The organism is Novosphingobium aureum (assembly GCF_015865035.1).
GTDB lineage: Bacteria > Pseudomonadota > Alphaproteobacteria > Sphingomonadales > Sphingomonadaceae > Novosphingobium > Novosphingobium aureum.
In genome coordinates, this window is record NZ_JADZGI010000001.1 from 2,710,340 (window position 1) to 2,735,295 (window position 24,956).

General features: G+C 64.7%; 20 protein-coding genes. 7 read left to right on the plus strand and 13 right to left on the minus strand.

Features of this window, described 5'->3' with window-relative positions; all coding sequences use genetic code 11:
- Positions 1 to 58 precede the first annotated feature (58 nt).
- From I5E68_RS12625 to smpB, 4 genes are read right to left on the minus strand one after another with little or no spacing between them, the layout of a single operon-like run.
- Positions 59 to 2,548: a hybrid sensor histidine kinase/response regulator gene (locus I5E68_RS12625; RefSeq protein ID WP_228726966.1), complete on the minus strand. Its 2,490-nt coding sequence runs from the start codon at positions 2,546 to 2,548 to the stop codon at positions 59 to 61.
- Complete coding sequence (locus I5E68_RS12630; protein WP_228726967.1) at positions 2,545 to 3,159, minus strand: DUF2062 domain-containing protein; 615 nt, start codon at positions 3,157 to 3,159, stop codon at positions 2,545 to 2,547. Before I5E68_RS12630 ends, I5E68_RS12625 begins: the two co-directional genes overlap by 4 nt.
- Positions 3,156 to 3,812 (minus strand): DUF2062 domain-containing protein, encoded by a 657-nt coding sequence (locus I5E68_RS12635; RefSeq protein WP_197164185.1) that lies wholly within the window; start codon positions 3,810 to 3,812, stop codon positions 3,156 to 3,158. Before I5E68_RS12635 ends, I5E68_RS12630 begins: the two co-directional genes overlap by 4 nt.
- Positions 3,809 to 4,291, minus strand: coding sequence for an SsrA-binding protein SmpB (smpB, locus tag I5E68_RS12640; protein ID WP_197164187.1), 483 nt, complete (start codon positions 4,289 to 4,291; stop codon positions 3,809 to 3,811). Before smpB ends, I5E68_RS12635 begins: the two co-directional genes overlap by 4 nt.
- 318 nt (positions 4,292 to 4,609) lie before the next feature.
- Here smpB and I5E68_RS12645 point away from each other — a divergent pair, with 318 nt between their 5' ends.
- Complete coding sequence (locus tag I5E68_RS12645; RefSeq protein ID WP_228726968.1) at positions 4,610 to 6,559, plus strand: alpha/beta hydrolase family protein; 1,950 nt, start codon at positions 4,610 to 4,612, stop codon at positions 6,557 to 6,559.
- 85 nt (positions 6,560 to 6,644) lie between these two features.
- On the opposite strand, the gene dapA is transcribed toward I5E68_RS12645, so the two are convergent.
- A complete protein-coding gene (gene dapA, locus I5E68_RS12650; protein ID WP_197164189.1) occupies positions 6,645 to 7,526 on the minus strand; it encodes a 4-hydroxy-tetrahydrodipicolinate synthase in 882 nt (293 codons plus the stop codon).
- Positions 7,527 to 7,626: 100 nt separating this feature from the next.
- On the opposite strand from dapA, the gene I5E68_RS12655 reads away from it, so the two are divergent.
- Entirely contained in the window at positions 7,627 to 9,603 is a 1,977-nt protein-coding gene (locus I5E68_RS12655) for a lytic transglycosylase domain-containing protein (protein ID WP_197164191.1), read from the plus strand.
- A gap of 29 nt (positions 9,604 to 9,632) precedes the next feature.
- On the opposite strand, the gene I5E68_RS12660 is transcribed toward I5E68_RS12655, so the two are convergent.
- Complete coding sequence (locus tag I5E68_RS12660) at positions 9,633 to 11,024, minus strand: glycoside hydrolase family 27 protein (protein WP_197164192.1); 1,392 nt, start codon at positions 11,022 to 11,024, stop codon at positions 9,633 to 9,635.
- A gap of 123 nt (positions 11,025 to 11,147) precedes the next feature.
- Here I5E68_RS12660 and greB point away from each other — a divergent pair, with 123 nt between their 5' ends.
- The 3 genes from greB to I5E68_RS12675 are packed head-to-tail and all read left to right on the plus strand — an operon-like array spanning position 11,148 to position 12,737.
- Positions 11,148 to 11,636: a transcription elongation factor GreB gene (gene greB / locus I5E68_RS12665; RefSeq protein WP_197164193.1), complete on the plus strand. Its 489-nt coding sequence runs from the start codon at positions 11,148 to 11,150 to the stop codon at positions 11,634 to 11,636.
- 3 nt (positions 11,637 to 11,639) lie between these two features.
- A complete protein-coding gene (locus I5E68_RS12670) occupies positions 11,640 to 12,170 on the plus strand; it encodes a TPM domain-containing protein (protein ID WP_197164194.1) in 531 nt (176 codons plus the stop codon).
- Positions 12,171 to 12,179: 9 nt separating this feature from the next.
- Entirely contained in the window at positions 12,180 to 12,737 is a 558-nt protein-coding gene (locus tag I5E68_RS12675; RefSeq protein WP_228726969.1) for a hypothetical protein, read from the plus strand.
- 22 nt (positions 12,738 to 12,759) lie between these two features.
- On the opposite strand, the gene I5E68_RS12680 is transcribed toward I5E68_RS12675, so the two are convergent.
- Entirely contained in the window at positions 12,760 to 13,188 is a 429-nt protein-coding gene (locus tag I5E68_RS12680) for a hypothetical protein (RefSeq protein ID WP_197164195.1), read from the minus strand.
- Positions 13,189 to 13,399: 211 nt separating this feature from the next.
- The gene (locus I5E68_RS12685) at positions 13,400 to 14,071 is read right to left on the minus strand and encodes an outer membrane protein (RefSeq protein WP_197164196.1); all 672 of its coding nucleotides are present in this window, start codon (positions 14,069 to 14,071) and stop codon (positions 13,400 to 13,402) included.
- A gap of 253 nt (positions 14,072 to 14,324) precedes the next feature.
- Here I5E68_RS12685 and rlmN point away from each other — a divergent pair, with 253 nt between their 5' ends.
- Positions 14,325 to 15,650: a dual-specificity RNA methyltransferase RlmN gene (rlmN, locus tag I5E68_RS12690; protein WP_197164197.1), complete on the plus strand. Its 1,326-nt coding sequence runs from the start codon at positions 14,325 to 14,327 to the stop codon at positions 15,648 to 15,650.
- A 197-nt stretch (positions 15,651 to 15,847) separates the two neighbouring features.
- Here rlmN and paoC read toward each other — a convergent pair whose 3' ends face one another.
- The 3 genes from paoC to paoA are packed head-to-tail and all read right to left on the minus strand — an operon-like array spanning position 15,848 to position 19,652.
- Entirely contained in the window at positions 15,848 to 18,049 is a 2,202-nt protein-coding gene (gene paoC, locus I5E68_RS12695; protein ID WP_197164198.1) for an aldehyde oxidoreductase molybdenum-binding subunit PaoC, read from the minus strand.
- The gene (locus I5E68_RS12700; protein WP_197164200.1) at positions 18,046 to 19,002 is read right to left on the minus strand and encodes an FAD binding domain-containing protein; all 957 of its coding nucleotides are present in this window, start codon (positions 19,000 to 19,002) and stop codon (positions 18,046 to 18,048) included. Before I5E68_RS12700 ends, paoC begins: the two co-directional genes overlap by 4 nt.
- On the minus strand, positions 18,999 to 19,652 hold the full coding sequence (gene paoA / locus I5E68_RS12705) for an aldehyde dehydrogenase iron-sulfur subunit PaoA (RefSeq protein ID WP_197164202.1): 654 nt from the start codon (positions 19,650 to 19,652) through the stop codon (positions 18,999 to 19,001). The genes I5E68_RS12700 and paoA overlap by 4 nt, the downstream gene beginning before the upstream one ends.
- A gap of 725 nt (positions 19,653 to 20,377) precedes the next feature.
- On the opposite strand from paoA, the gene I5E68_RS12710 reads away from it, so the two are divergent.
- A complete protein-coding gene (locus tag I5E68_RS12710) occupies positions 20,378 to 22,498 on the plus strand; it encodes a TonB-dependent receptor (protein ID WP_197164204.1) in 2,121 nt (706 codons plus the stop codon).
- A 203-nt stretch (positions 22,499 to 22,701) separates the two neighbouring features.
- Here I5E68_RS12710 and I5E68_RS12715 read toward each other — a convergent pair whose 3' ends face one another.
- Positions 22,702 to 23,757 carry a sugar phosphate isomerase/epimerase family protein gene (locus I5E68_RS12715; RefSeq protein ID WP_197164206.1) on the minus strand — a complete coding sequence of 352 codons (1,056 nt, stop codon included), beginning with the start codon at positions 23,755 to 23,757 and terminating at the stop codon, positions 22,702 to 22,704.
- Between the two features lie 33 nt (positions 23,758 to 23,790).
- Positions 23,791 to 24,924 (minus strand): Gfo/Idh/MocA family protein, encoded by a 1,134-nt coding sequence (locus tag I5E68_RS12720; protein WP_228726970.1) that lies wholly within the window; start codon positions 24,922 to 24,924, stop codon positions 23,791 to 23,793.
- Positions 24,925 to 24,956: the final 32 nt, after the last annotated feature.

Below are 24,956 nucleotides of genomic sequence, written 5' to 3' on the forward strand. Positions count from 1 at the left end.
TTATGTATCGCATTTGTTCTCCGTGAACAAGAGAAGAACAACGGCAGATTTCCGTTTTTTAACGCCGTGCCGCCCGTGCCAGAACATCCCCGACTTTTTCGGAGAGCTGCTGCACCGAGAACGGCTTTGGCATGAAGAACGCGTTCGACAGCCCGATTTCCTTGCGCAGCTGCTCCTCGGCATAGCCCGACATGAACAGCACCGGCAGCCCGGGTGCGAGCTTGCGGATCTCGCGCGCCATCGCGGGACCATCGAGCGTGGGCATGACGACGTCGGAAACGACGAGATCGAAAGTCCCGCCCTCGCGCACGATCTCGAGCCCCTCCTCGCCGTCGCGCGCGCAGGTCACGGCATAGCCCTGCCGGGTCAGCGCGCGCTCGGCGACGATCCGCACGGTGTCCTCGTCCTCGACCAGCAGGATCGCCCCGCCGCCCGCCCACTGGCTCGGCGCGACCTCGGGTGCGGGGGCCTTGCCACCCTTGTCTTCGGCGCTACCCGGAACGATGTGGTGCACCGGCAGGTAGACGATGAACCGCGTGCCCTTGCCCACTTCGCTCTCGGCGAAGATGAAGCCGCCCGACTGCTTGACGATGCCGTAGACCGTCGAGAGACCAAGACCGGTACCCTTGCCCTGCTCCTTGGTGGTGAAGAAGGGCTCGAAGATCTTGCCGAGCACCTCGGGCGGGATCCCTGCCCCGGTATCCTCGACGATGAGCGCGGTATATTCGCCCGCCGGGATGATCTCGCTGCGCAGCGCCTGCACGTCGGTGGTGGTGACGCGACGGGTCGAGAGCGTGAGCGTGCCCGATCCGTCGCCCGCGCGGCTGCCCCCCTGCATCTGCATGGCATCGCGCGCATTGACCGCGAGGTTGACGATGACCTGCTCGAGCTGGGTGGGGTCGGCGCGAACGGGCCCCAGATCGCGATCGTGGGTGACGACGAGCTGGATCTTCTCACCGATCAGGCGGCGCAGCATCTGCGAGACGTCGGCCACCACGTCGGGCAGCTGCAGCACTTCCGGGCGCAGCGTCTGCTGGCGCGAGAAGGCGAGGAGCTGGCGCGTAAGCGATGCGGCGCGGTTGGAATTGGCGCGGATCTGCTGGATGTCGTCGTAGTCTGAATCGCCCGGGGTGTGGCGCATCAGCATGAGATCGCAGGTGCCCAGGATTGCGGTAAGCACATTGTTGAAATCGTGAGCTACACCGCCCGCGAGCTGGCCCACCGCCTGCATCTTCGTAGCCTGCGCGACCTGACGCTTGAGGCGCGTTTCCTCCGAGGTATCGGTCAGGCCGAGCAGCACCGCCGCCTCGCCGAGACCGCGCACCCCTGCGAGGCTGAGCGAGACCGGCTCGTCCGGCTGGCTGGCGAGGCGGATCGCGATGTCGCCGGCAGTCGCGGGTCCCTGCGCGAAGCGTCGTATCGCTTCGGACAGCGCCCGCTTGTCTTCGCGCACGACGAGATCGGTGGGATAGGTCGGCGGCAACTGCCCCTCGCGCCCGGCGGCGCGCATGAAGGCGGGGTTGGCGAAAAGCAGGCGCCCGTCACGATCCGCCATACCCAGCCCCAACGGCAACTGGCTGAGCAGCGCCTCGAGGTGCGGCGCCGCACCGCTTCCCCCGGCATTGCCGCCAAGCCCCTGCGCGGCCTCGACCGCCAGCAGGAGCGAAGGCGTGGTTTCCGGATCGGGATCCTCGGCAAGATCGGGATCGGCCGCTGGCACGTGGTAGAGCACCAGCGGAGCGCCCTGCCCGCCCTCGCGCGACCAGCCGATGCATTCGTCCTCGTCCTGGGTCAGCAGAGCAACGAAGGGGGTGCCCGCGAGGTCGGCTCCGGCATCTCCGGTGGCGCGTTCGGCAAAGCTGGGACTGGCGGCGATCATCATCCCGTCCGGGGCGACCAGAGCGGCACTGATCCCGGCACGGCCCAGACCTTTTCCAAGACGGCCGCGCAACTGCTCCGCCAGATCGGTCACCACCTCACGGCGGCCCTCGCGTGAGAAAGTCCAGACGAGGAAATCGTCGCCGCGACCGGCACGGCGCACGTTGACCCCCCAGCGCACTGGCAAGGCCGGGTTCTCGGCGGACCGGTGTACGATTTCGCACTGGGCCTGCCCGTCGCGCAGCGCGGCTCTGGCGGCGCTGGAAAGGCTCTCCTGCGACCCTTCGTCCAATGTCAGCGCTGCCGGTGCGCCAAGCCCGTCGAAAGCGTTCTCGTAGCCCGAATTCGCACATGTCAGCCGCCCGGCACGGTCGGTCACCGCGACTGCGTGATCGACATGTTCGAGCGCGGCAACCGTGACCGACCAATCCGGATGGGCGAATTCGGGGGCGGCTTCCGCAGCCTGTCGGCGCGACACCGACCAGGCCAGCGCCGCGAAGACGATCATGGCGGCAAGAAACACACCGGTGAGCAGCGCATCGGAGCTCACCAGCCAGACCACGCCAACGCTGAGCGCAAGCGCGGCAATGATCACGGGAATGTCTGACAACCGCTCGGCGATGCCAGCAAGCCCCGCCTTGTCGGCCAGCTTTTTGCTCGCCTCGTTCAAGAGATTCCCCCGTCCTCGCCGGGCGCTTTTGCACCACTGGCACGCGCCCCGTCACGTTTTGCCGGACGCTGGCGCCGCTCGCGGTGCTTGTGCCCGATCCAGTAGCGCCAGGTCCATCCTGCAATCACGTAGCCGAAGCTGGAGCTGACGATGGCGAGGACGATGAAACCGATCACCGCCTGACCTGCCGAATGCGCCATCCAGTCAACGTCGTGCGCCCATGCCCCCGAACCAGCCGCAGAATGGGCGACCACATCCTCGGCGCGCGTGCCGATGAAGAACTGACCGATGCGATTGGCAACGACGATCCAGAACGGCAAGGTGAAGGGATTGGTGACGAAAGTGACGAGCGCTGCCACCGCGACATTGGCCCGCGCCGGAAAGGCGAGGAAGCAGGCAAGGAATATCTGCCCGATCGGGATAATGAATGCCGCGAACAATCCCAGCGCGACGCCGCGCGGTACCGAACGACGGGTGAAGCGCCACAGCTCCGGGCTCAGCGCTCGACCAGCCACGGGGGCGAGCCATTTGTTCTCGGCAAGTTCCTCTCGGCGCGGCAGGCGGCGATGCATCATTGTGCCCAGCCTGCGCAGCAATGCTCCCAAGCTCATCGCCGCACGCCTCCGCGATTGCGACCGCCGTTGTCGTCGAAACCGTCGTCCTCGTTGTCGTTGCCAGCCTGCAAGACGCCGCGCGACACGCCGGTGATGGCCGGAGCCGCGCGTGAACTTCGCGACCGATGCTTGCGTGCGACCCACAATCTCCAGCCCCAGCTCGAGAGGAAATAGCCTGCGAAAGCCGCCAGAAGAGCCTGAACGAAAAGACCAATGACGATCGCAGGCGCCGTATCGTCGACGATCCACCGCGCCCATTCGCGCAAGGGCGCGCCATGCTCGACCAGTGCGGTGACGGTGGCGATGTCGGCGTGGAAACCGAAAAGGTTGCCGATGGTCACGGCCAGCGGGAGGATGATGAGCAGCGTGGTCAGCGGATTGCTCAGGAAGGTCATTGCCGCAGCGATCGGGATGTTCCCCCGGAAAGGCACGCTGAGAAGCGCCGCACCCACGATCTGCACTCCCGGGATCAGCGCGAAGATGCCGATAAACAGACCAACGGCCACCCCGCGCGGTACCGAGCGACGGGTAAAGCGGAACAGCTCGCGGCGGCGCGCGAAAGGAGCGGTGAGGCGATTGGCCTCCATCTGCTCATGCGTCGGCATCTGCGCGTGCAGCCATGCCGATAATCGCGCCGCCAAAGTGCTCATCCGTGTTCCCGCAGGATCCTGCCCTGTTCGCGCTTCCAGTCGCGTTCCTTGATCGTATTGCGCTTGTCGGCCGCGTTCTTGCCCTTGGCCAGCGCAAGCTCGACCTTCGCGCGCCCCCGGCCGTTGAAATAGACCGAGAGCGGGACGAGCGTCATGCCCTTGCGCTCGACCGCCCCTTGCAGGCGGTCGATCTCGCGCTCGTGCAGCAGCAGCTTGCGCGGGCGCTTGGGCTCGTGATTGAAGCGGTTGCCGTGGCTGAACTCGGGAACGTTGGCATTGACCAGCCAGCATTCGCCATTGCGGATCTCGGCGTAGGATTCGACGATCGAGCCCTCGCCGAAGCGCAGCGACTTCACTTCGGTGCCGGTCAGTGCGATTCCCGCCTCGAAGGTCTCGTCGATGTGATAATCGAAGCGAGCCTTGCGGTTTTCCGCGACGGTCTTGTGCTTGTCGAATGTGGATCTTTGCGGACGTGCCATGGTGGTGTGCCATGTAGTGATCCCGGGGCAAAAAGAAAACGGGCGATGCACAGATCAATTGCGCCAGTGCGGCCCATCCGGGCGAACAGCCCCATGTGCCGGTTTCGCGAGCCGAAACGCCTTTGTCGTCAGACGCATGAAAACGCCGAGATCCCCGTTTCCCAGCCAGATCGCCCCATTACCGGACACGAGCGGATTAAATAACTGATATCGTCGCCAATTAGTTGTCCGCTAACCCTTCCCTGTCCATAACCGCCGAAGAGAGCGCGTCGCGGGGCCGAGTGGGCGGCCCGGCGCGGTCCACAGGGGGATTCTGACTTGAACATCACCGGCAGACCGGCGGCCATGGTATCGGCCCTGGCATTCGTTACACTCGCGATCGCGGGCGCAGCTCATGCGGCGCCGCCACCGCTCGATGCCTATGGCGACCTGCCCCAGATCGAGGACGCAGCCGTCTCGCCCGACGGCAGGCACCTTGCCAGCATCGTGCAGTCCAAGGGCGAGCGCAGGATTCTGGTACTCGATCCCGCCGGCGAATTGCTCGTCGCGGGCAACGCGGGCGACAGCAAGGTCCGCGCGATCAACTGGGCCGACGACAACACGGTCCTGGTCAGCAAGTCCGCAACTGTCACGCTCGGTCACTTTTTCACCACCCCTCGCCTGGAATTGTCGGGCACGATCATGATCTCGCTCGCGGGCGGCGCGAGCGGCATGATCTTCGACAAGCAACGGGACATCGCCGACGTCGTGCGCGGCAATTACGGCATTCGCACGGTGGAAGGGCGCTCGGTCGGCTATTTCGGCGGTATCGCGCTTCAAAAGGACCGAAACGGCGTGCGCTTCAAGCATGGCCGTACCACGCTCTATGCCGTCGACCTCGCCACCAATCGCGCCAGGGTCGCGGCGCGCCCCGCCACCGAGGATCACTACAGCGACTGGCTGATCGACGCCGCAGGCAACGTCTCGGTAACGCTCGACGTCTCGACCACCAATGGTGACTGGTGGATCAAGGGGCCGGACGGCAACAAGCTCGCGCAAGGACAGCAGCCGACCGGCGGCATCGGCCTCGTCGCCTTCGGGCAGCAAGGCCAGAGCGTGATCTATTCGATCGCCGACGAAGAGGGCAACACGCGCTGGTTCGAAGTCCCCCTCGGCGGCGGAGAGACTCAAGAATTCCTCGCCAACACGCGAATCGAGCGGCTCTACGTCGATCGCAACTCGAGCCAGGTACTGGGATATCGCGGCACCAAGAGCGACGAGCAGACCCAACTCTACGATCCGGTAAAGCACAGCGCGGTGACCCGTATTTTCAGGGCCTTCAAGGGTCGCCAGACCCGGCTCATCGACTGGACCGCCGATTTCTCGACGGTGCTCGTGCGCACCAGCGGCAATGGCGACAGCGGCACCTGGTACATCGTCGATGTCAAAAACCGGCGCGCCGATCCATTGGGGGCGGAGCGCGAGGCCATTCCCCCCGAACAGGTCGGGCCGATCTCGGTGGTCAACTACAAGGCGCAGGACGGCCTCGAGATGGACGGCATCCTCACCCTGCCGCCCGGCCGGGAGGCAAAGGGCCTGCCGGTGATCATGCTGCCGCACGGCGGCCCCTCCTCGCACGACGAGCCCGAATTCGACTGGTGGGCGCAGGCCTTTGCCTCGCGCGGTTACGCGGTCTTCCAGCCGAATTTCCGCGGTTCGACCAACCGTAACGACGCCTTCCGCAGAGCGGGTTATGGCGAATGGGGCCGCAAGATGCAGAGCGACATTTCGGACGGGCTGGCCGAACTCGCCCGCCAGGGTATCGTCGATCCCAAGCGCGCCTGCATCGTGGGTGCCAGCTACGGAGGCTATGCAGCGCTCGCGGGCGTGACCTTGCAGCAGGGCCTCTACCGCTGCGCGGTCTCTGTCGCAGGCGTGGCAGACGTCAAGCGCATGTACAGCACTGACGTTCGCGAATCCGGGGACTCGCGCATGGCCGTGCGCGCACTGCGCGAGGAACTGGGCGATCCATCGCAATACGCCGAGATTTCTCCGCGCCGTTTTGCAGACCGGACCGACGCACCGGTACTGCTGATCCACGGCAAGGACGACACCGTGGTGCCGCTGTCGCAGAGCAAGTCCATGGCCGACGCGCTCAAGGATGCAGGCAAGCCCTATGAGATGGTCGTGCTGGACGGCGAGGATCACTGGCTTTCGAGTGCAGAGACCCGCAAGCACATGCTGCGTGAGAGCGTACGCTTCGTCGAAAAGCACAACCCCGCCGACTAGGCCTCCCTTCCAAAGGTCAAAACGAGAAAGGGCCCCGCATCGTGAGACGCGGGGCCCTTTCTCGTTTGCATGCCTGCAAGCTGGCTCAGACCAGTCCGGCGTGAACCAGCGCCTTGTCGACGGCCGCGCGGGCACTGTCGTTGCAGGGCACCAGAGGCAGACGCAGTTCGTTCTCGATCCAGTCGTGGACCTGCGCCAGAGCATACTTGCACGGCCCGGGCGAGCTGTCCTCGAACATCGCGTAGTGCAGCGGATAGAGCTTGTCGTTCAGCTTGCGCGCCAGTTCGAGGTCGTTGGCAGCGCAGGCCGCCTGGAACTCGGCACACAGGGCGGGCGCGACATTGGCGGTCACCGAGATGCATCCGACCCCGCCTGCGGCATTGAACGGCAAGGCCAGCTCGTCATCGCCGCAAAGCTGCGCGAACTTGGCATCGATGCCCATCCGGTGGTCGGTCACCCGGCTCAGATCGCCGCTGGCATCCTTGATGCCGACGAAGGTCTGCGGATAGCGACGGACGAGTTCACACACCGTCTCGGGCTGCAGGTCGGAAACCGTGCGTCCCGGAACGTTGTACAGCACGATCGGCAGGTCCGCATGCTCGGCAAGATAGGAGAAGTGCGCCAGCAGCCCTTCCTGGCTGGGCTTGTTGTAGTAGGGCGCCACGACCAGCGCCGCGCTGGCACCGCACTTCTTCGAGAAATTCATGTGGAGAAGCGCGTTCATCGTGTCGTTGCTGCCGCAGCCCGCGATGATCGGCACGCGGCCCGCCGCCTGCTCGATGCAGACCTCGATGACGCGATGGTGTTCTGCATTGGAAAGCGTGGAATTCTCGCCGGTGGTGCCGCAAGGCACGAGCGCCGAGGACCCGCTCTCGATCTGCCAGTCGACCAGCCGCCGGAACGCGGACTCGTCGAGCGCGCCATCGCGAAACGGTGTGACGAGTGCCGGTATGGATCCCGAGAACATGGACTTTACCCCTAGTGATGATCATTGTCGCGCCGGTCACGGGAACCGCGTCCCGTGCCGAGCCTTCCATTCAGGGCCTGATAAGGAGCCTCCTTCCACAATGTCCAGCATGTTGCGCATATCTACCCTCATCGCGGCACTTCTGACGACGGGCGCGGCCGTGCCCGTCCTAGCCCAGGGGGCCACGGAAAACGGGCGTGACTGGGACGTTGCCCGCAGGCAACAGGCGGCCTCGCACGACATGCGGGTGCACCAGACTATCGACAAATGGCGCCAGGTCGTGGCCAGCGACCGGCTCGATTTCTCGACTTATGCCAGCTTCCTGATGACCTATCCGGGCTATCCGCAGGAAGAAAGGATTCGCGGCTACGCAGAAAAGGCCCTGCTCGACGAATCACCCTCTCCCAATTCAGTGGTCGCCTATTTCGATCGCTTTGCGCCGCTCGGAAACAAGGCGCGAGGCCGCTATGCGACCGCGCTCGCTGCGCTGCGCCGTCCCAATGCTCGCGAAGTCGGCCTCGCCGCATGGCGCGGCGGGACGCTCGACCCGGCTGCCGAGGCGGCGCTGCTTTCGCTCTATCGCTCCGCGCTTACGCCTGCCGATCACGATGCACGCATGAATGCACTGCTCTGGCAGGGTGAGACCGATCAGGCAGAACGGCAGATTTCCTTCGTCTCGGCGAACGCGCGCCCGGTCTTCATGGAGCGTTTGTCATTACTGCAGGGTGCCGATCCGGGGTCTCTGGGCGTGACCCTGCCCAAGGACGTCAACGCCGACCCGGGCTACGTCTACAACCGCCTCGTCCAGGCTCGCAAGGACCGCTACCTCGCGGGCGGCATTGCCCTGCTGGTCAGCCGACCCAAGCTGCGCGAGCCCGTCCCCGAGCCCGAGCGGTGGGTGCGCGAACTGCTCGCCGCGGCGCGCGGGGCCGGCTCGCAGACGGCGGTGACCATCGCCGGTTCGATCGACGATGCCTTCGCCCCGGGTACCGACATCAGCCAGCTTTCCTATCGCCTTCGCGACGACTACACGACGCTCGTCTGGCTGGGCGGAACCAAGGCCTTGTGGGACCTGCGCGATCCGCGTCAGGCAGCCCCGCTGTTCTATCGCTACGGCGCCGCAGCGCAGACCCCCGGAACCCGCTCCAAGGGATTTTACTGGGCAGGCCGCGCACTCGCCATGGCTGGCGACGAGAGTGGCGCGCGCCGCTATTTCGAGATGGCGGCACGCTACCCGCACTACTTCTACGGCCAGTTGTCGCTCGAACGGCTTGGTCGCCCCCTGCCCGATCTCGATACCCGACCCAACGTCGTGCCGAGCGCAGCCGAACGGCAGGCCTTCATGGCCCGCCCGCTCACCGACGCGGTGCGCGACGTCGCCCGGGACGGCGACTGGCGCACCGGCGTGCAGTTCTTCCGCGAGATTTCGGACCAGGCCGTAACCGAGGCCGACCACGTTCTCGTCGCCCAACTGGCGGAAGAGATCGGCCGCCGCGACCTTGCCGTGATCCTGGGGCAAAGCGCGCATACCGACGGCTACGGCGACTTCGGCGAAATTGCCTTCCCGATCATGCCCGTGCCTGGCAGCGTCGACTGGACCATGGTTCACGCCCTCACCCGGCAGGAGAGCCAGTTCGCGCAGAACGCGATCAGCCACGCCGGTGCACGCGGGCTGATGCAGCTCATGCCCGCCACCGCGCGCGAGCAGGCAGGCAAGATGGGCCTCTCCTACAACCAGTCGGCGCTGATCGAGGACCCGGTCTACAACGTGCGTCTGGGCGATGGCTATTTCGCGCGGATGATGGACTACTTCGGCGGTGCACGCCCGCTCGCCATTGCCGCCTACAACGCTGGGCCCGGTAATGTGAACAAGTGGCTGCGCGCCAATGGCGACCCGCGCACCGGCTCGGTCGAATGGCTCGACTGGATCGAGCAGATCCCGATCTACGAGACCAAGAACTACGTCCAGCGCGTACTTGAGAACGCCGTCGTCTACGACGCGATGCATCCCGAGCAGGCGGACTACAAGGGCCCCAACCTGCTCAGCAAGCTGATGGGCAAGCGCAAGCCGGGGTGACCCCCGGCTTCGCGCCCTCCCTTACCTGATCACACCAGTGGCGTCAGCTTGAGCAGCGTCGCGCCGTGTTCTGGCAGATGCACCGTCAGGCTGTCCTTCACATCGCCCTTGTCCGCGCGCGCCCAGAGGTCGCGCACCACGAAGCTACCGCGTGCGCCGATCTGGGCGAGATCGACCGTCAGGTCACGCTCGCCGACCGTATTGAAAATCGCCAGATACTGCGCGAAGCCACGTTCGTTGCGCGCGGTCCAGACCTTCATTCCGTCCTCGAGGAAATGCGGACAGTTGCCGATCGAGCGCTGGTTGACCTCGAGCACCTCGGGATTGGTGAGCAGCGCCAGTGTCGGGGCGTCGAGATGGCGCAGGTCGCCGCCCATGATGAGTGGCGAGCGCGCGATCGACCACAAGGTCATCAGCGTGGTCTGCTCGGCCGGCGTGAACTTGGTATCTCGGTCGCCCAGCGCAAGGCGGCCGAGCGGCAACATGTCGGCATCGGGCCAGGAGCCCGGCCCCATCCACTGGTTCCAGTTCTCCAGCCGGGTGAACTGGGCATGGAGCTGCCCCCAGTCATCCCAGAAGTCGTCGGAAATACGCCACATCTGGGCATGCTGGCGGACATGGGCACCGCGCGGCACCGGCGTCTCGCCTGGCGAGAGGCTGAGCACCATCGGCCTGCCGCAACGCGCGATGGCCTTGGCCGCCGCCTCGATCTCAGGCGCATGATCGTCGTATGGGCGGCTCATGTCGTCCATCTTGATGAAGTCGACACCCCAGCTCGCATACATCCGGAACAGCCCGTCATAGTATTCCTGCGCCCCCGGCTTCGTCATGTCGACGCCGTACATGTCCGGGTTCCATGGACAGATGCTCGTAGTGTCGGCGATATCGCGCGCAGTATAGGGCGTTCCCTCGATCGGCAGGTCTAGCTTGACCGCATGGCGCGCGATGCCGCGCATGACGTGAATGCCGAACTTGAGGCCCAGAGCGTGAACCTTTTTCGCGAGTGGTGCGAATCCCTTGCCTCCCTTCGCCGAGGGGAAGCGATTGGGCGCAGGCTGCAACCGCGCATGATCGTCGAGCGCAGGCACCGGGTTGGGATTGTAGGAGTAGCTCGATGCCTCGGGCTCGTACCACTGGATGTCGACGGTGAACACGTCGTAGCCGAATGGAAGGAGCTTCTGCGCCATGATCGTGGCGGTTTCGAGCGATTGCTCCTCGTTGATCGTGCCTGCGAAGCTGTTCCAGCTGTTCCAGCCCATCGGCGGCGTGGGCGCGAGTGGCGAAACCGGCGCCGCCGCAGTCTGGCCCGGCGCAGCAGCCTCGGCCCGCGCCGTGACGCCTGCAGCCAGCGGCAGCGCAGCGAGGCCAGCGGCAGCCTGCAGCGCCGAGCGGCGCGAAAGGGTAGTCTTTGTTTCAGTCATGGAGAGGCCCTCGATCCCGGGATGCTTTTGCCACATCTTGTCGGACAAATAACAGTTCTGCAAGCCGTGGAGACCGTTTTACGCGGACTTGGCCACAAGTCGTGCAGGTCCTATGACAGCTCCATGAATCCCGTCGGACCGCCCATCACCCCTGCCGGAATGGCTGCACTGCGCGCGCGTTACGATCATCTGCTCGGCACCGAACGCCCCGAGATCGTCGAGATCGTCTCGTGGGCTGCAGGGAATGGCGACCGTTCGGAGAACGGCGACTATCTCTACGGACGCAAGCGCATGCGCGAGATCGACCGCGAACTGGCCCATCTCGCACGCCGCATGAAGAAACTGCGCGTGGTCGATCCGCGCCAGCAGGAGGAACGTGGCAAGGTCTTCTTCGGTGCCACCGTCGAGCTGGCCGACGAGGACGACGAACGCAGGACCGTCACCATCGTCGGCGACGACGAGCAGGACGCAAGTTCAGGGCAGATCGGCTGGAGCGCCCCGCTCGCGCGCGCCTTGCGCGGCGCTGGCCTCGGCGATCTGCGCACCGTGCGCCTGCCTTCGGGCGAGCGTGAGTGGGAAATCATGACGATCTCCTACCCGGAGGCCGACTGAGCGATGCATGGCCGGCGCACCATCGCACGAGGCCTGGCCGCACCATTCCTCGCGCTTGCCCTGTTCCCGGCACTCGCAGCTTGCGATGCAGCGCCTGCGGGTGCCGAAAGCGCCAGGCACGCCTCCAGCCAGCTCGCCTTGCTCGGAAGGGTCAGCGATCACGCGCAGATCCTCCCGGAAGCGAGCGAAAAGAACCTTTCGACACGGCTCGAAGCGCTCGAGCGGCGCACGCGCCACCAGTTCGTCATCGTAACGGTGCCTTCGCTCGGTGGGCGCGAGATATCGCACTACAGCCTCGATCTCGCCAACCGTTGGGGTATTGGCCGCAAGGGCTACAATGATGGCGTCATAATCCTCCTTGCCCCCAACGAGCGAAAGGTGCGCATCGAGGTCGGCTACGGCCTCAAGAAGCAACTGAGCGACGATCTGTGCGGCGCGATCATCCGCGAGGAAATGCTGCCCCACTTCCGCGAGGAAGATTATCCAGGCGGGATCGAGGCTGGCGCAGCGGCCATCGACCGTGCGCTCACCTGACCCATTCGCATGACGACACCTTCCTACATGACCCTTTCCGGGATGCACTTGCGCCACAATATCGGCGCAGTTCTCAAGTCGGCGGTCTGGGCTCTGGCGCTCATTTCGCCGCTCATCGCCCTTCCCGCCCATGCCCGAGAGAGCCTCGGTCTCTACGAGGACTGGGGTGCTTTTCGCGATCCGATGGTGCCGCGCTGCTACGCGATCGCCATGGCCGCGCCGAGCAACCTATGGCGCGACTACGAGCCGTATGCCGCAATCGGCACCTGGCCACGGCGTGCTGCGCGCAACAAGTTCCACCTGCGCCTCTCGCGCAAGATGGCGCAGGGCTCGCGCATCACGCTGCGCATCGGCAGCGAGCGGTTCTCGCTCACCGGCGGGGGCGGCGACGCCTGGCCGCAGGACGATCGAGACAATGCTGCGATCATCGCAGCAATGCGTTCGGCACAGCGCATGACCGTCTACGCGACGGGCGCCAGGGGCGGTAATTTCTCGAACACCTGGGAACTGCCCGGCGCGGCCTCGGCGATGGATGCCGCGCTGCTCGGCTGCGCGCGCCTGCGCTAGGGTCACGACCCGCCGCGAGCGCCTAGTCGTGCGAGGGCAGGCAGACGATCTCCTGCGTCACGATGTCGGAATTAGCCTTATACGCGGCAACGTAGGCATCCCAGCCAGCATCGCGCTTGTCGGCGGAAACCCCCGGCGATCCGTAGTGGATCGTCAGGACCTTGTCCTTTGCCACGAAGGGCTGCTGCTTTTCCCGATCATAACCGAGCACCGCATAGGCGACCTGCTCGTTGTCCTCGTAGCCGTGGTCGCGGTACCACTTCATGTGCTGTGCCATTGCCGCGTCGAACCCGGCACGCGAGCCTTCCGGCTTGATGGCGCTGATGCGCATGATCGCCATTTCCTGCCCAGCGGGACAGATCGCTGCGGGCGTGGCCGCTTCCTGCGCGGCGACGGCGCTCCCCTGGACGAAGGCGATGGCGGCAAGACAAGACGCGATGAACCTGTTCATGTAGCTCTCCCTGCGCTGCGAAGGCTTGTCGGCCTCCAGTTCACGCTTGCAGACGGTGCGAAGTCCGGCAGTCTGCGCTACATCAGATCTGTGTCAAAGTATTGTTAGTGTACCCGAAGGTGTCATCCGAGGCATCGCCGCGACCGGGCATGCGAAAAGGGCGGGAGCATAGCCCCCGCCCTTCCCTCGGATAATTCCGGCAATACCGCGATCAGAAACGCACGCCCACGCCCGCCACGATCTGGTGACGATCGAGGTCGAGGTCGAAACGCTGGCTGTCGGGGATGTCGGCGGTGTAGTCGATTTCGCCCTTCTCGTAGTTCGAGTAGCGGTATTCGAGCTTGGCGAAGACGTTGTTGCTGACCGCCTGCTCGACACCGGCGCCGATGCGCCAGCCATCGGCGTCGATGTCGCGACCGAAGAATTCCGAGCCGTTGCCATTGCGCACGTCGAACTTTGCGTTGGTGTAGCCGCCCTTGGCGTAGACCATCGTGGTCGGGGTCACGATGTAGCCCGCACGGGCACCGACGTAGATGTCGCGATTGGCCTTGACGTTGCCGATACCGAAGCCCTCGAAATCGCCGTCGCTGAACTCGGTCTTGGCGTTCGACCAGGTGATCTCCGCTTCGGGGCCGACCACGAAGCGATCGCCGATCTTGACGTCGTAACCTGCGCCGACACCGTACATGAAGCCGTCGATCGACTGGTCGTTGTCGATCTCGGAATCGTCGTCGATGCTGCTGCCGGCCTGCGTGATGTCATAACCGGCGAGGCCTTCGAGGTGGAACCCCGAGAACGGCTCTGCGGGGCCGACGTTCTGGGCCATGGCGGGAGCGGCGCTGAGCGCGGTACCGGCGGCGAGAGCGAAAAGAATGGTCTTCATATGCGAACTCCAATGTTCTGTTCTTAGAGCGGTTCGATGCCGCTTGGACCAGTCAAATGCCCGTCACAGGACCGGAGTTTCATGAACGTAAGACAACGAAAACATTGATGTTTTTTCGCAACACTGCAGCGACGAAGCGAGGTTCGCGAGCGCCGGAAATCGGGAACCGGCAAACCCTTGCAGGCGTTCGCGCGCCTGCCTGCACGCTGGCATCTTTAGTTTTGTGCGCGGATGCTCTATATCGGCGCCAATCATGACAGACACGAATTCCCTGCCCGCCGGGGGGATCATGACGATCCCCGGTCACAACGAGCCGATGCCGGTCCCGCGCCCGACGCTGGTCGACGGCGTGACGCCGCGCGCCGATGGCCGCACCGACCTCATGGGCCTGCCCAAGAAGCGCATCGCCGAGCTGTTCGAGACCGCCGGCCTCGACGCCAAGGCTGCCAAGCTGCGCGCCAAGCAGGTCTACCACTGGCTCTACCACCGCGGAGTGACCGAGTTCGAGGCGATGACCGACATCGCCAAGACCATGCGTCCCTGGCTGGCCGAGCGCTTCGTGGTCGGCCGCCCGGAGATCGTGCAGGCCCAGCATTCCAGTGACGGCACCCGCAAGTGGCTGCTGCGCACCGCGGACAACCACGATTACGAGATGGTCTTCATTCCCGATGCGGACCGCGGCACGCTGTGCGTGTCCTCGCAGGTCGGCTGCACGCTGAACTGCCGCTTCTGCCACACCGGCACGATGCGTCTCGTGCGCAACCTGACGGTGGGAGAAATCGTCGGGCAGGTCATGCTCGCACGCGATGCGCTGGGCGAATGGCCCAAGTCCGCCTCCGATACGCGCCTTGCCACCATGGCGGGCCTCGACGAGGACGAGGATGAAGGCTCGTACAGCGCGGACGGGCGCCTGCTCACCAACATCGTTATGATGGGCATGGGCGAGCCGCTCTACAACTTCGACAACGTGCGCGATGCGCTGAAGCTCGTCATGGACGGCGATGGCCTTGCCCTCTCGCGCCGCCGCATCACGCTCTCGACTTCGGGGGTGATCCCGCAGATCGAACGGTGCGGCCAGGAAATCGCCGTCAACCTTGCAGTCTCGCTCCACGCAGTGACCAAGGAAGTGCGCGACGAGATCGTGCCGATCAACAAGAAGTACGGCATCGAGGAACTGCTGCAGGCCTGTGCCGACTATCCCGGCGCCAGCAACGCGCGGCGCATCACCTTCGAATACGTGATGCTCAAGGACAAGAACGACAGCGACGACGACGCGCGCGAACTGGTCCGCCTGCTCAAGAAGTACAAGCTGCCCGCCAAGGTGAACCTCATCCCGTTCAACCCCTGGCCGGGCGCGGCGTATGAATGCTCGACGCCCGAGCGCATCAAGTCGTTCTCGAACATCGTCTTCGAAGCAGGTATCTCGGCCCCCGTGCGCACCCCGCGCGGGCGCGACATCGACGCGGCCTGCGGCCAGCTCAAGACCGCGGCCAAGAAGATGAGCCGCGCCGAGATCGACCGTCTCTATGCCGAGAAGGACAAGGAAGTGGTCGAGGAGCTGGCGCAGCTTCCGGAGTAAGGAAGACAGGATCCAAGGGGTCATCACCCCTTGACCCCAAAATGGGCCACCTCACCAGTCTCGGCAAACGTGGCGCGCGGGACGTGAGCTAGACAGTTTGGGGAGCCCGAGGGCGATGGCTCTCGGATATACTTCCCAGACATACAAAAAGGGCGGCCGGATCACTCCGACCGCCCTTTTTCGTGTATTCTGGTCCCTCAGACAGCGGGCAGCTTGTCGAGGTACTTGTCGAGCGTCAGCGGGTACTCGCGCACGCGCACGCCGGTTGCATTGTAGAGCGCGTTGGCAACCGCCGCGCCCACGCCGCAAAGGCCCAGCTCACCCACGCCCTTGGCCTTCATCGGCGAGGCAATGGCATCGAGTTCGTCGAGGAAGATCACTTCCTGGTGCGGAATGTCGGCGTGCACCGGCACTTCGTACCCGGCAAGGTCGTGGTTGACGAAGAAGCCAAAGCGGGTGTCGACCGCCAGCTCCTCGGTCAGCGCGCCGCCAACGCCCATCGTCATTGCGCCGATCACCTGGCTGCGCGCCGAGATCGGGTTGAGGATGCGCCCGGCTGCGCAGGCCGCGAGCATACGGCGCACGTAGGTTTCGCCCGTGTAGGCATCGACCGCAATCTCCACGAAGTGCCCGGCAAAGGTCGACTGCTGGTACTTCTCGGAAAGCTCGTCGTACTCGACCGAGTCTTCGGCCACGATCTCGCCCGAGGCCGTGGCTTCGGTGAGCTTGCGGCTCTCGCTCCCGGCGCGGATTTCGCCATCGGCGAATTCTGCCACATTCGGATCCATCGCGAAGCGCTGCGCAATGTCCTCGCGCAGCTTCACGCAGGCCGCATAGACACCCGAAGTCGAGTTCTGCGCACCCCACTGGCCGCCAGAACCGCACGAAGCGGGCATGTCGGAATCGCCCAGCGTGACCGTGACGTCCTCCAGCGGCAGGCCCAGCATCTCCGCCGCGGTCTGGGCCAGGATGGTGTAGGAACCCGTGCCGATGTCGGTCATGTCGGTCTCGACCGTCAGCTTGCCATTGTTCGACAGGCGCACACGCGCGGCCGACTTCATCTGTACCGAATTGCGGAAACCCACGGCCATGCCGTGGCCGATCAGCCAGCGGCCTTCACGCATGCCGCCCGGAGTCTTGTTGCGCTTGTCCCAGCCAAAAGCCTCGGCCCCGCGGCGCAGGCATTCGACCATCATGCGGCTCGAATAAGGACGGTTGGGGGTTTCGGGATCGACCTGCGTGTCGTTGACGATGCGCAGTTCGACCGGGTCCATGCCCAGCTTCTCGGCCAGTTCGTCCATCGCGCCTTCCAGCGCCATGAGGCCCGCCGTCTCGCCCGGCGCGCGCATTGCGTTCGCTTCGGGAAGGTCGAGCCGGGCAATGCGCTGCGCGGTGTAACGGTTCGCGCCTGCATAGAGGAGGCGCGTCTGGGCAATGCCGTTTTCGCCTTCCTGTCCGGCGAGGTTGCCCGAGGTACACTCGTGCGAGATCGCGGTCAGGCGCCCGTCGCGCTCGGCGCCAAAGCGCAGGCGCTGGATCGTGGCCGAACGGTGCGTGGTGTTGTTGAACACCAGCGGACGGTCAAGCATGACCTTGACCGGACGGCCCGCCTTCTTCGCGGCCAGCGCGGCCACGACCGCATCGACACGCACGAAGAGCTTGGCACCGAAGCCGCCGCCCAGAAACGGGCTGTCGAGACGGACATTGGCCGGGTCCATGTCGAGCAACTTGGCGACCGCCTGCTTGCTCCAGGCGATCATCTGGTTCGAGGTCCACAAGGTGAGCTTCTCGCCCTCCCACGCCGCAATGCTGGCGTGAGGCTCCATCATCGCGTGGCTCTCATGCGGGGTCTCGTAGGTGACGTCGATCGAGACCGGCGCCGAAGCGTAAGCCGCGTCGAAATCGCCGACCTTGCTGACATCCGGGCCATCGGAGCCCTCTACCAGCGGCGCATTCGGGGCAAGCGCGTGAAGATCGTGGTTGCCGGCCTCACGCTCATAATCGACGCGCACGAGGTGTGCAGCCGCGCGGGCCTGCTCGAAGGTTTCGGCCACGACCAGCGCGAGCGCCTGGTGGTAGAAGCGGATCTGCGAACCACCGAAGAGCGGTACGGTGTGACCCATGCCCAGCGGCAGTTCATCGACTTCGGTGGTGGTCAGAACGGTGATGACACCCGGCTGTGCCTGCGCCTCGCGGGTGTCGATTGCGCGCACCTTACCCTTCGCGATAGCCGAGGGGACGATGTAGCCATAGGCCTGATTTGCCGCGACGTCGTGGCGCTCATAGGCATAGGGCGCATGACCGGTGACCTTGAGCGGACCGTCGATGCGGGTGGTGGGCTGGCCGACCACCCGCTGGCGGTCGATGACAGTATCGCCTGCAGGGGTTGAGTACTTCATGCAGCCTCTCCTCGGGCCTTGGCCATGACGCCCGCGAGCGTACGCTCGACGAGGGCGATCTTGAATGCGTTCTGATCAGTGGGGCTGGCACCTTGCGTAAGCGCCTGCGCGGCTGCCCGGACGTCGGGCAGCGCGGCGTCTGCCGCTTCGACACGCCAGGGGCGCGGAGCGATACCGCCCACGGCGACCCGGCCCTTGCCATTCTCATCGAGCACGGCAGCGACCGATACCAGCGCGAAGGCGTAGGAACGACGGTCGCGGACCTTATGGTAGATATGCGTCCCACCCAGCGGCTTGGGCAAGGTTACGGCGGTTATGATCTCTCCGGGTTCGAGAGCGGTCTCGATGTGCGGAGTATCGCCCCAGAGCTTGTGAAATTCGCCGATCGGGATCGCGCGAGTAGTCCCATCGGGTTTCATCGTCTCGACCACAGCATCGAGCACGCGCAGCGCAACCGCCATGTCGCCGGGATAAGTGGCGATGCAGGCATCACTCACACCGACGATACCGAGCTGGCGGCTGTAGCCACCCTTGGCCGCGCAACCGCTGCCGGGCTTGCGCTTGTTGCACGATTGGTTGGTGTCGTAGAAATAGGAACAGCGCGTGCGCTGGAGCAGATTGCCGCCAGTCGTCGCCTTGTTGCGCAGCTGTCCCGAGGCACCCGCCACGATAGCGCGGGTCAGGACGCCGTAGTCGCGCCGCACGCGGATGTCCGAGGCAAGCGCGGTATTGCTGACCAGCGCACCGATCCTGAGACCGCCCTCGTCAGTTTCCTCCATCTTGTCGAGGCCGGTACCGTTCACGTCGATGAGGTGTACCGGAGCCTCGATCTCGAGCTTCATGAGGTCAAGCAGGTTGGTACCGCCCGCGATGAACTTGGCGCCCTTGCGTCCGGCAGCAGCACTGGCGGCTTCGGCGGCGCTCGTCGCGCGTTCGTAGGTAAACGGCTTCATGCCTTGCTCCCCGATCCGGCGACCTGCGCCATGGCCTCGGCAATGTTGGAATAGGCGCCGCAGCGACAAATGTTGCCGCTCATGCGTTCGCGCATCTCGATATTGGTCGCCTGCATGGCCCCGGTGATGTCGTCGCTGACATGGCTGGGCACGCCGCGCGCGATCTCCTCGAGCACCGCGACCGCCGAACATATCTGACCCGGAGTGCAGTAGCCGCACTGGTATCCGTCGTGCTCGACGAACGCGGCCTGCATCGGGTGCAGGTCGTCGGGGGAGCCCAGTCCCTCGATCGTGGTGATCTCGTCATCCTCGTGCATCACCGCGAGGGTCAGGCAGGAATTGATACGCTCACCATTCACCATGACCGTGCAGGCACCGCACTGACCGTGGTCGCAGCCCTTCTTTGTTCCGGTTAGCTGTAGATGCTCGCGCAGGGCATCGAGCAGCGTGGTGCGCGTATCGAGGTCGAGATCGTGCGCCTTGCCGTTTACTTTCATCGAAATCCTCTTGGTCGGCACGGCCGGGGCCCGGCGAGGCGTGCTCTCGGCAGCCAACGCATGACCATAGGAAATCGATCCTACCGCGATTCCCGCCGCACTGCTTGCCAATACGCCGCGGCGCGAGACTGGCAGGAATGTTTCATCGCTCATCGCGAGTATCTCCTGGAGTTCTGACTGTCGGCGCGAGCACTCGCTGCCCGCACCTGTTAGATCTTTGCAGACACGGCGTGCCAACAATGGGGTCGCATCTCTGCCAGCCAATCCACGCCCTAGCGCAGCCGCGTAAGGCTGGCGCGCTTCATGGTGGAGAACGTCACGGCCCCGTCACTTCAATCGTTAGCACCGCGTGAACGTTCCCGACAAACGCAATTTGCTCCACCGCCCTGATCCAGAGCCCCGACGAGCTTTCAACGTCGACGCTCGAGCAATGCACAATAACAATGCACGAGCGCGAAAAGTGTGCCCAACAGAATCGCCACCGCCGCTCTGAAAATAGCCACCCCCGACACGACGGAAAGTCACCGAAGGGGCACCCGACTTGGGCTCCACTTTGTGGCACCAAGCGGAGCGCCAATATTTTTACGTTTTGAAACAATGTCCTAGATGGCGATTCAAGAGCCGGCGAGACAAAGGCCTTTGCGGCCAAATTCCCTATTGCATCGCGTGAAAATTGGGATACACCTAAAAATGTAACCGTTATCATCCGAACATGAAGGTTTGTTGACGTGTCGGCTTGTGAGATATCATGCCCTGCCGGGCGATACGTCGAAATCTGGAATGTAAAGCATTTCAAAATGTCAGACAATTCAAACGAGGCGTCGGACAATTCAACCAAGAAGCGCGCCTAGACTGCTTCGCTCCACGAGGGGGGTACAATGACCAAGTCCCATATTTCGACGATGGCCCTGACCACTGCGCTCGCATTCGCCGCAAGCGCCAACACGGCACAGGCCCAGGAACCCGCTGCGACGAACCAGATCAACGAGATCGTGGTCACCGCCGAGAAGCGCGAGAGCACTGCGCAGAAGACCCCGATCGCAATGACCGTCGCCACCGGTGACGAACTGATCAAGAACGGCGTCAGCGACGTCAACGGCCTGACGGCGATCGCCCCGACCCTCGGCATTGCCCAGAACAACCAGAACACGATCATCACGATCCGCGGCGTCTCCAGCCGCGACTACACCGAGACCGGCAACCCCGCCGTCGCGGTGAGCATCGACAACTTCTACCTGCAGAACGGCACCGCGCTCAATGTCGGCTTCTTCGACCTCGAGCGCATCGAAGTCCTGCGCGGTCCGCAGGGCACGCTCTATGGCCGCAACTCGACCGCCGGTGCGATCAACATCTCGACCGCCAAGCCGACCGACCAGCTCGAAGGCTCGATGGCGCTCGAATACGGTTACAAGAACCTGATGATCGCCGAGGGCATGCTCAACGTGCCGCTGGGCGGCGGTTTCGCCATGCGTGGCGCCTTCTCGGTTCACCAGCGCGATCCCTACCGCGACAACGGCTCGCTCGCGAGCACCGGCGGCGCGGTTACCAAGGGCGGCAACGATGACGTCAGCCAGGCGATGCGCCTGCACCTCGCCTACGACGACGGCGGCGCGCTGACCGGCCTCATCACCGGCGAGTACACGCATGTCGGCGGTGTCGGCGCGGTCATCAAGGGCATCCCCTATGAGGACGTGAAGGCCGACGGCACGCTCGACATCGGCGATGATCGCCAGTGGGAGCTCGACCACCAGGGCTTCATCGACCTCGACATCAAGAACGTGCGCGCCAACCTCAACTACGACTTCGGTCCGGTCACGCTGTCGTACTATGGCGGCTACCGCAACCAGAGACTGCGCCGCGACAACGACCAGGACGGCGGCACCGCCTTCCAGTACGGCTTCCCCACCGATCAGGTGGTCGAGACTCAGAACCACGAACTGCGCGTCAGCACCAACGGCACCGGTCCGTTCGGCATGCAGGCAGGGCTTTACTACTTCTGGGACAAGGGTGACTCGCTCACCAACTTCCAGGTTCACGGCCTCGGCGGCACGGTTCCCTTCAACTTCTACGAGTTCGACTACCTCACCACGGCGAAGTCCTATGCCGCGTTCGCCCAGGCTTACTACGAGATCACGCCCGACCTGAAGATCGAGGCGGGTGCGCGCTACACCGAGGAAAAGAAGCACCAGGTCGGTTACAGCGACATCGCCGGCACCTACACCGACGTCGATGCGCGCTACAGCGGCAGCAAGGACACCTATCACCTCGGCATCAACTGGCAGGCGACCCCCACCAATCTGGTCTATGCCAAGGTCGACACCGGCTTCAAGGCGGGCGGTTTCCAGAACGGGTTCACCTATGGTCCCGAGACCATCACCGCTTACGAGGCGGGCGTGAAGAACCGGTTCCTGGGCAATACGCTGCAGGTGAACCTGTCGGCCTTCCTCTACGACTACACCAACCTGCAGGTGCAGCAGAACGATCCGGAGACCGCGATCTCGCGCATCTTCAATGCCGGTACCGCGCGCATCTACGGTGGCGAGCTCGAGACCAACTGGCAGCCGACGATGGCCGACAAGATCGACTTCACCGTCGCCTACCTGCACGCGCGCTACACCGACTTCGTGAACAACGGTGTGCAGTACGCAGACAATACTCTCCCGCAGGCTCCCGACTGGGCGATCTCGGGCGGCTACAGCCATGACTTCTACATCGGCGAGGGTACCCTCACCGCCCGCGTGCAGAGCCGCTTCCAGTCGAAGTCGTACTTCTCGTTCCGCAATTTCGACACCGAGATGCAGGACTCGTACACCAAGACCGACCTGATGCTGACCTACGTGCCCAGCGACAGCTCGCCGTTCGAGGTCTCGGCCTACGTACGCAACATCGAGGACACGGTGATCCTGACCACCTCGGAAGAAGCGGGCTATGCCGGCGGCTACCTCGTGCAGTTCGCCGACCCGCGCACCTGGGGTGCACGCGTCACCTACCGTTTCTGACGGGCACTGGAGAGGCAGGCGCGCAACGACCTGCCCTCCCAGCCCTTCGGGCCGCATGGGGGTCTTCCGGTTTCGACCGGAAGGCCCCTTTGCCGTTGGACATTGCCGCACGCCAGACAAGAGATCCCGACCCGCAGACACAAAAAAGCCATCACCCGCGAGAAGCAGATGATGGCTTTTTCAGGTCAGCAGGTAGGGAGCGCTCAGGCCACGCCCATGCGGCTGAAGTCGGGGATCGCATCGTCAGCGCCGCCGGCAAAATCGTCGAAGGCATGTTCAGTGACGCGGATGATGTGATCTGCGATGAACGGCGCGCCCTCGGCGGCGCCCTGTTCGGGATGCTTGAGCGCGCATTCCCATTCGAGCACGGCCCAGCCCGCGAAGTCGTACTGTGCCATCTTCGAGAAGATCTGCCGGAAATCGACCTGGCCGTCGCCAAGCGAGCGGAACCGTCCCGGACGCTCGGTCCAGCCGAGATAGCCGCCATAGACGCCTGCGCGCGGCGACGGCCGGAACTCGGCATCCTTGACGTGGAAGCACTTCACCCGCTCGTGGTAGACGTCGAGGAAGCCGAGGTAATCGAGCTGCTGCAGCACCATGTGGCTGGGGTCGTAGAGGATGTTGGCGCGCGTATGGTTGCCCGTCGCCTCGAGGAAGCGCTCGAAGGTCACGCCATCGTGCAGGTCCTCGCCCGGATGCAGCTCGTAGCCGATGTCGACACCGCACTCGTCGAAGCGGTCGAGGATCGGGGTCCAGCGCCGCGCGAGTTCGGCGAAGGCATCCTTGACCAGCTGTTCGGGTCGCTGCGGCCAGGCGTAGAAATAGGGCCACGCCAATGCGCCGGAGAAGCTGGCGTGCGCATCGAGCCCAAGGCGCTGGCTGGCCTTGGCAGCGAGCATCAGCTGGTCAACCGCCCAGGCCTGCCGCCCGGCGGGATTGCCGCGCAGGTGCGCGGGCGCGAAGGCGTCGAAGGCCGCGTCGTAGGCCGGATGAACCGCGACAAGCTGGCCCTGCAGGTGCGTCGAGAGCTCGGTCAGCGCCAGCCCCTTGTCGGCGAGCACGCCGAGGATCTCGTCACAGTAGTCCTGGCTCTCGGCCGCGCGGGCGAGGTCGAAAAGCTCGGGGTTCGAAGTGGGCATCTGCACGCCCTTGTAGCCGTGACCCGCGGCCCAGCCCGCGATCCCTTCCAGCGTATTGAACGGGGCTTCGTCGCCGATGAACTGGGCCAGGAAGATGCCCGGCCCCTTGATGGTCTTCATGATGCTCTCTCCCTTCAGCGGAAGCTTGTGATTTCAGACGATGAAGTCGACCCAGCCGCTCTGCTCGCGACTGGCGGCGACCGCGCGTTCGATCAGGGCCATGCCACGCAGGCCCTCGTTCGCGTCGGGCACGAGCGAACCCGGCTCGCCGCGCAAGGTCATGGCGAATTCGCCGTAGAGGTTGGCGAGCGATTCGAGCAGCCCCTCAGGGTGTCCGCCGGGAAGCCGCGTGCCGCGCAAGGCCACCGGGCCGAGCGTGGGATCGGCGGCGCGCACCACTTCCATGCCGCCATCGCCCTTGAGCCATTCGAAGCGGTTGGGGTTCTCCTGCGACCAGCGGAAGGCTCCGGTCTCGCCATAGATGCGCAAGGCGAGGTCATTGCCCTCACCGGTCATCACCTGCGAGGCCATCAGCAATCCACGCGCACCATTGTCGAAACGCAGGAACATCTGGCAGTCGTCGTCGAGCACACGCCCGTCGACCACCGAGCCGAGATCGGCATTGATCCGGCTGACGCGATGCCCCGAGACGAACTCGGCAAGCTGGAAGGCGTGGACGCCGATGTCGGCGATACAACCGCCAAGCCCCGCGCGCTTGGGATCCATGCGCCATTCGGCCTGCTGGCCCTCGGCGGCCCCGGCTAGCCAGCCCTGGTTGTACTCGACCACCAGCTTGTGCACCTTGCCGATCGCACCGGCAGCGATGCGCGCACGCATCTCGCGCACCAGCGGATAGCCCGAATAAGTGTAGGTCAGGCCGAAGGGCACCGGCTTATCGGCAAGTAGCGCGACGATCTCGCGTGCCTCTTCCAGCGTCGCGGTCATCGGTTTGTCGCTCATCACCGCGATACCCGACTCGATAGCAGCGCGCGCGGCGGGCAGATGGTGCGCATTGGGCGTCGCCACCGTCAGGAAATCGATGCCGTCCTCGCGCGCAGCTTCTGCCGCCACCATCGCTTCCACTGACGCATAAGCGCGATCCGGCGCAACCCCGTAGCCCTGCGCTGCCTCGGCATTGCGGGCCGGATCGCGACTGAAAGCCCCGGCGACGAGATCGATCCTGCCATCAAGCTGCGCTGCCATGGCATGGACCGGGCCGATGAAGGCCCCCGGCCCGCCACCGACAAGCCCCATCCTGATGCGCCGGGCGCTGCTGAATTCGACCATGTGAATTCCCTTTCCTGCACCGGTCCGGACCG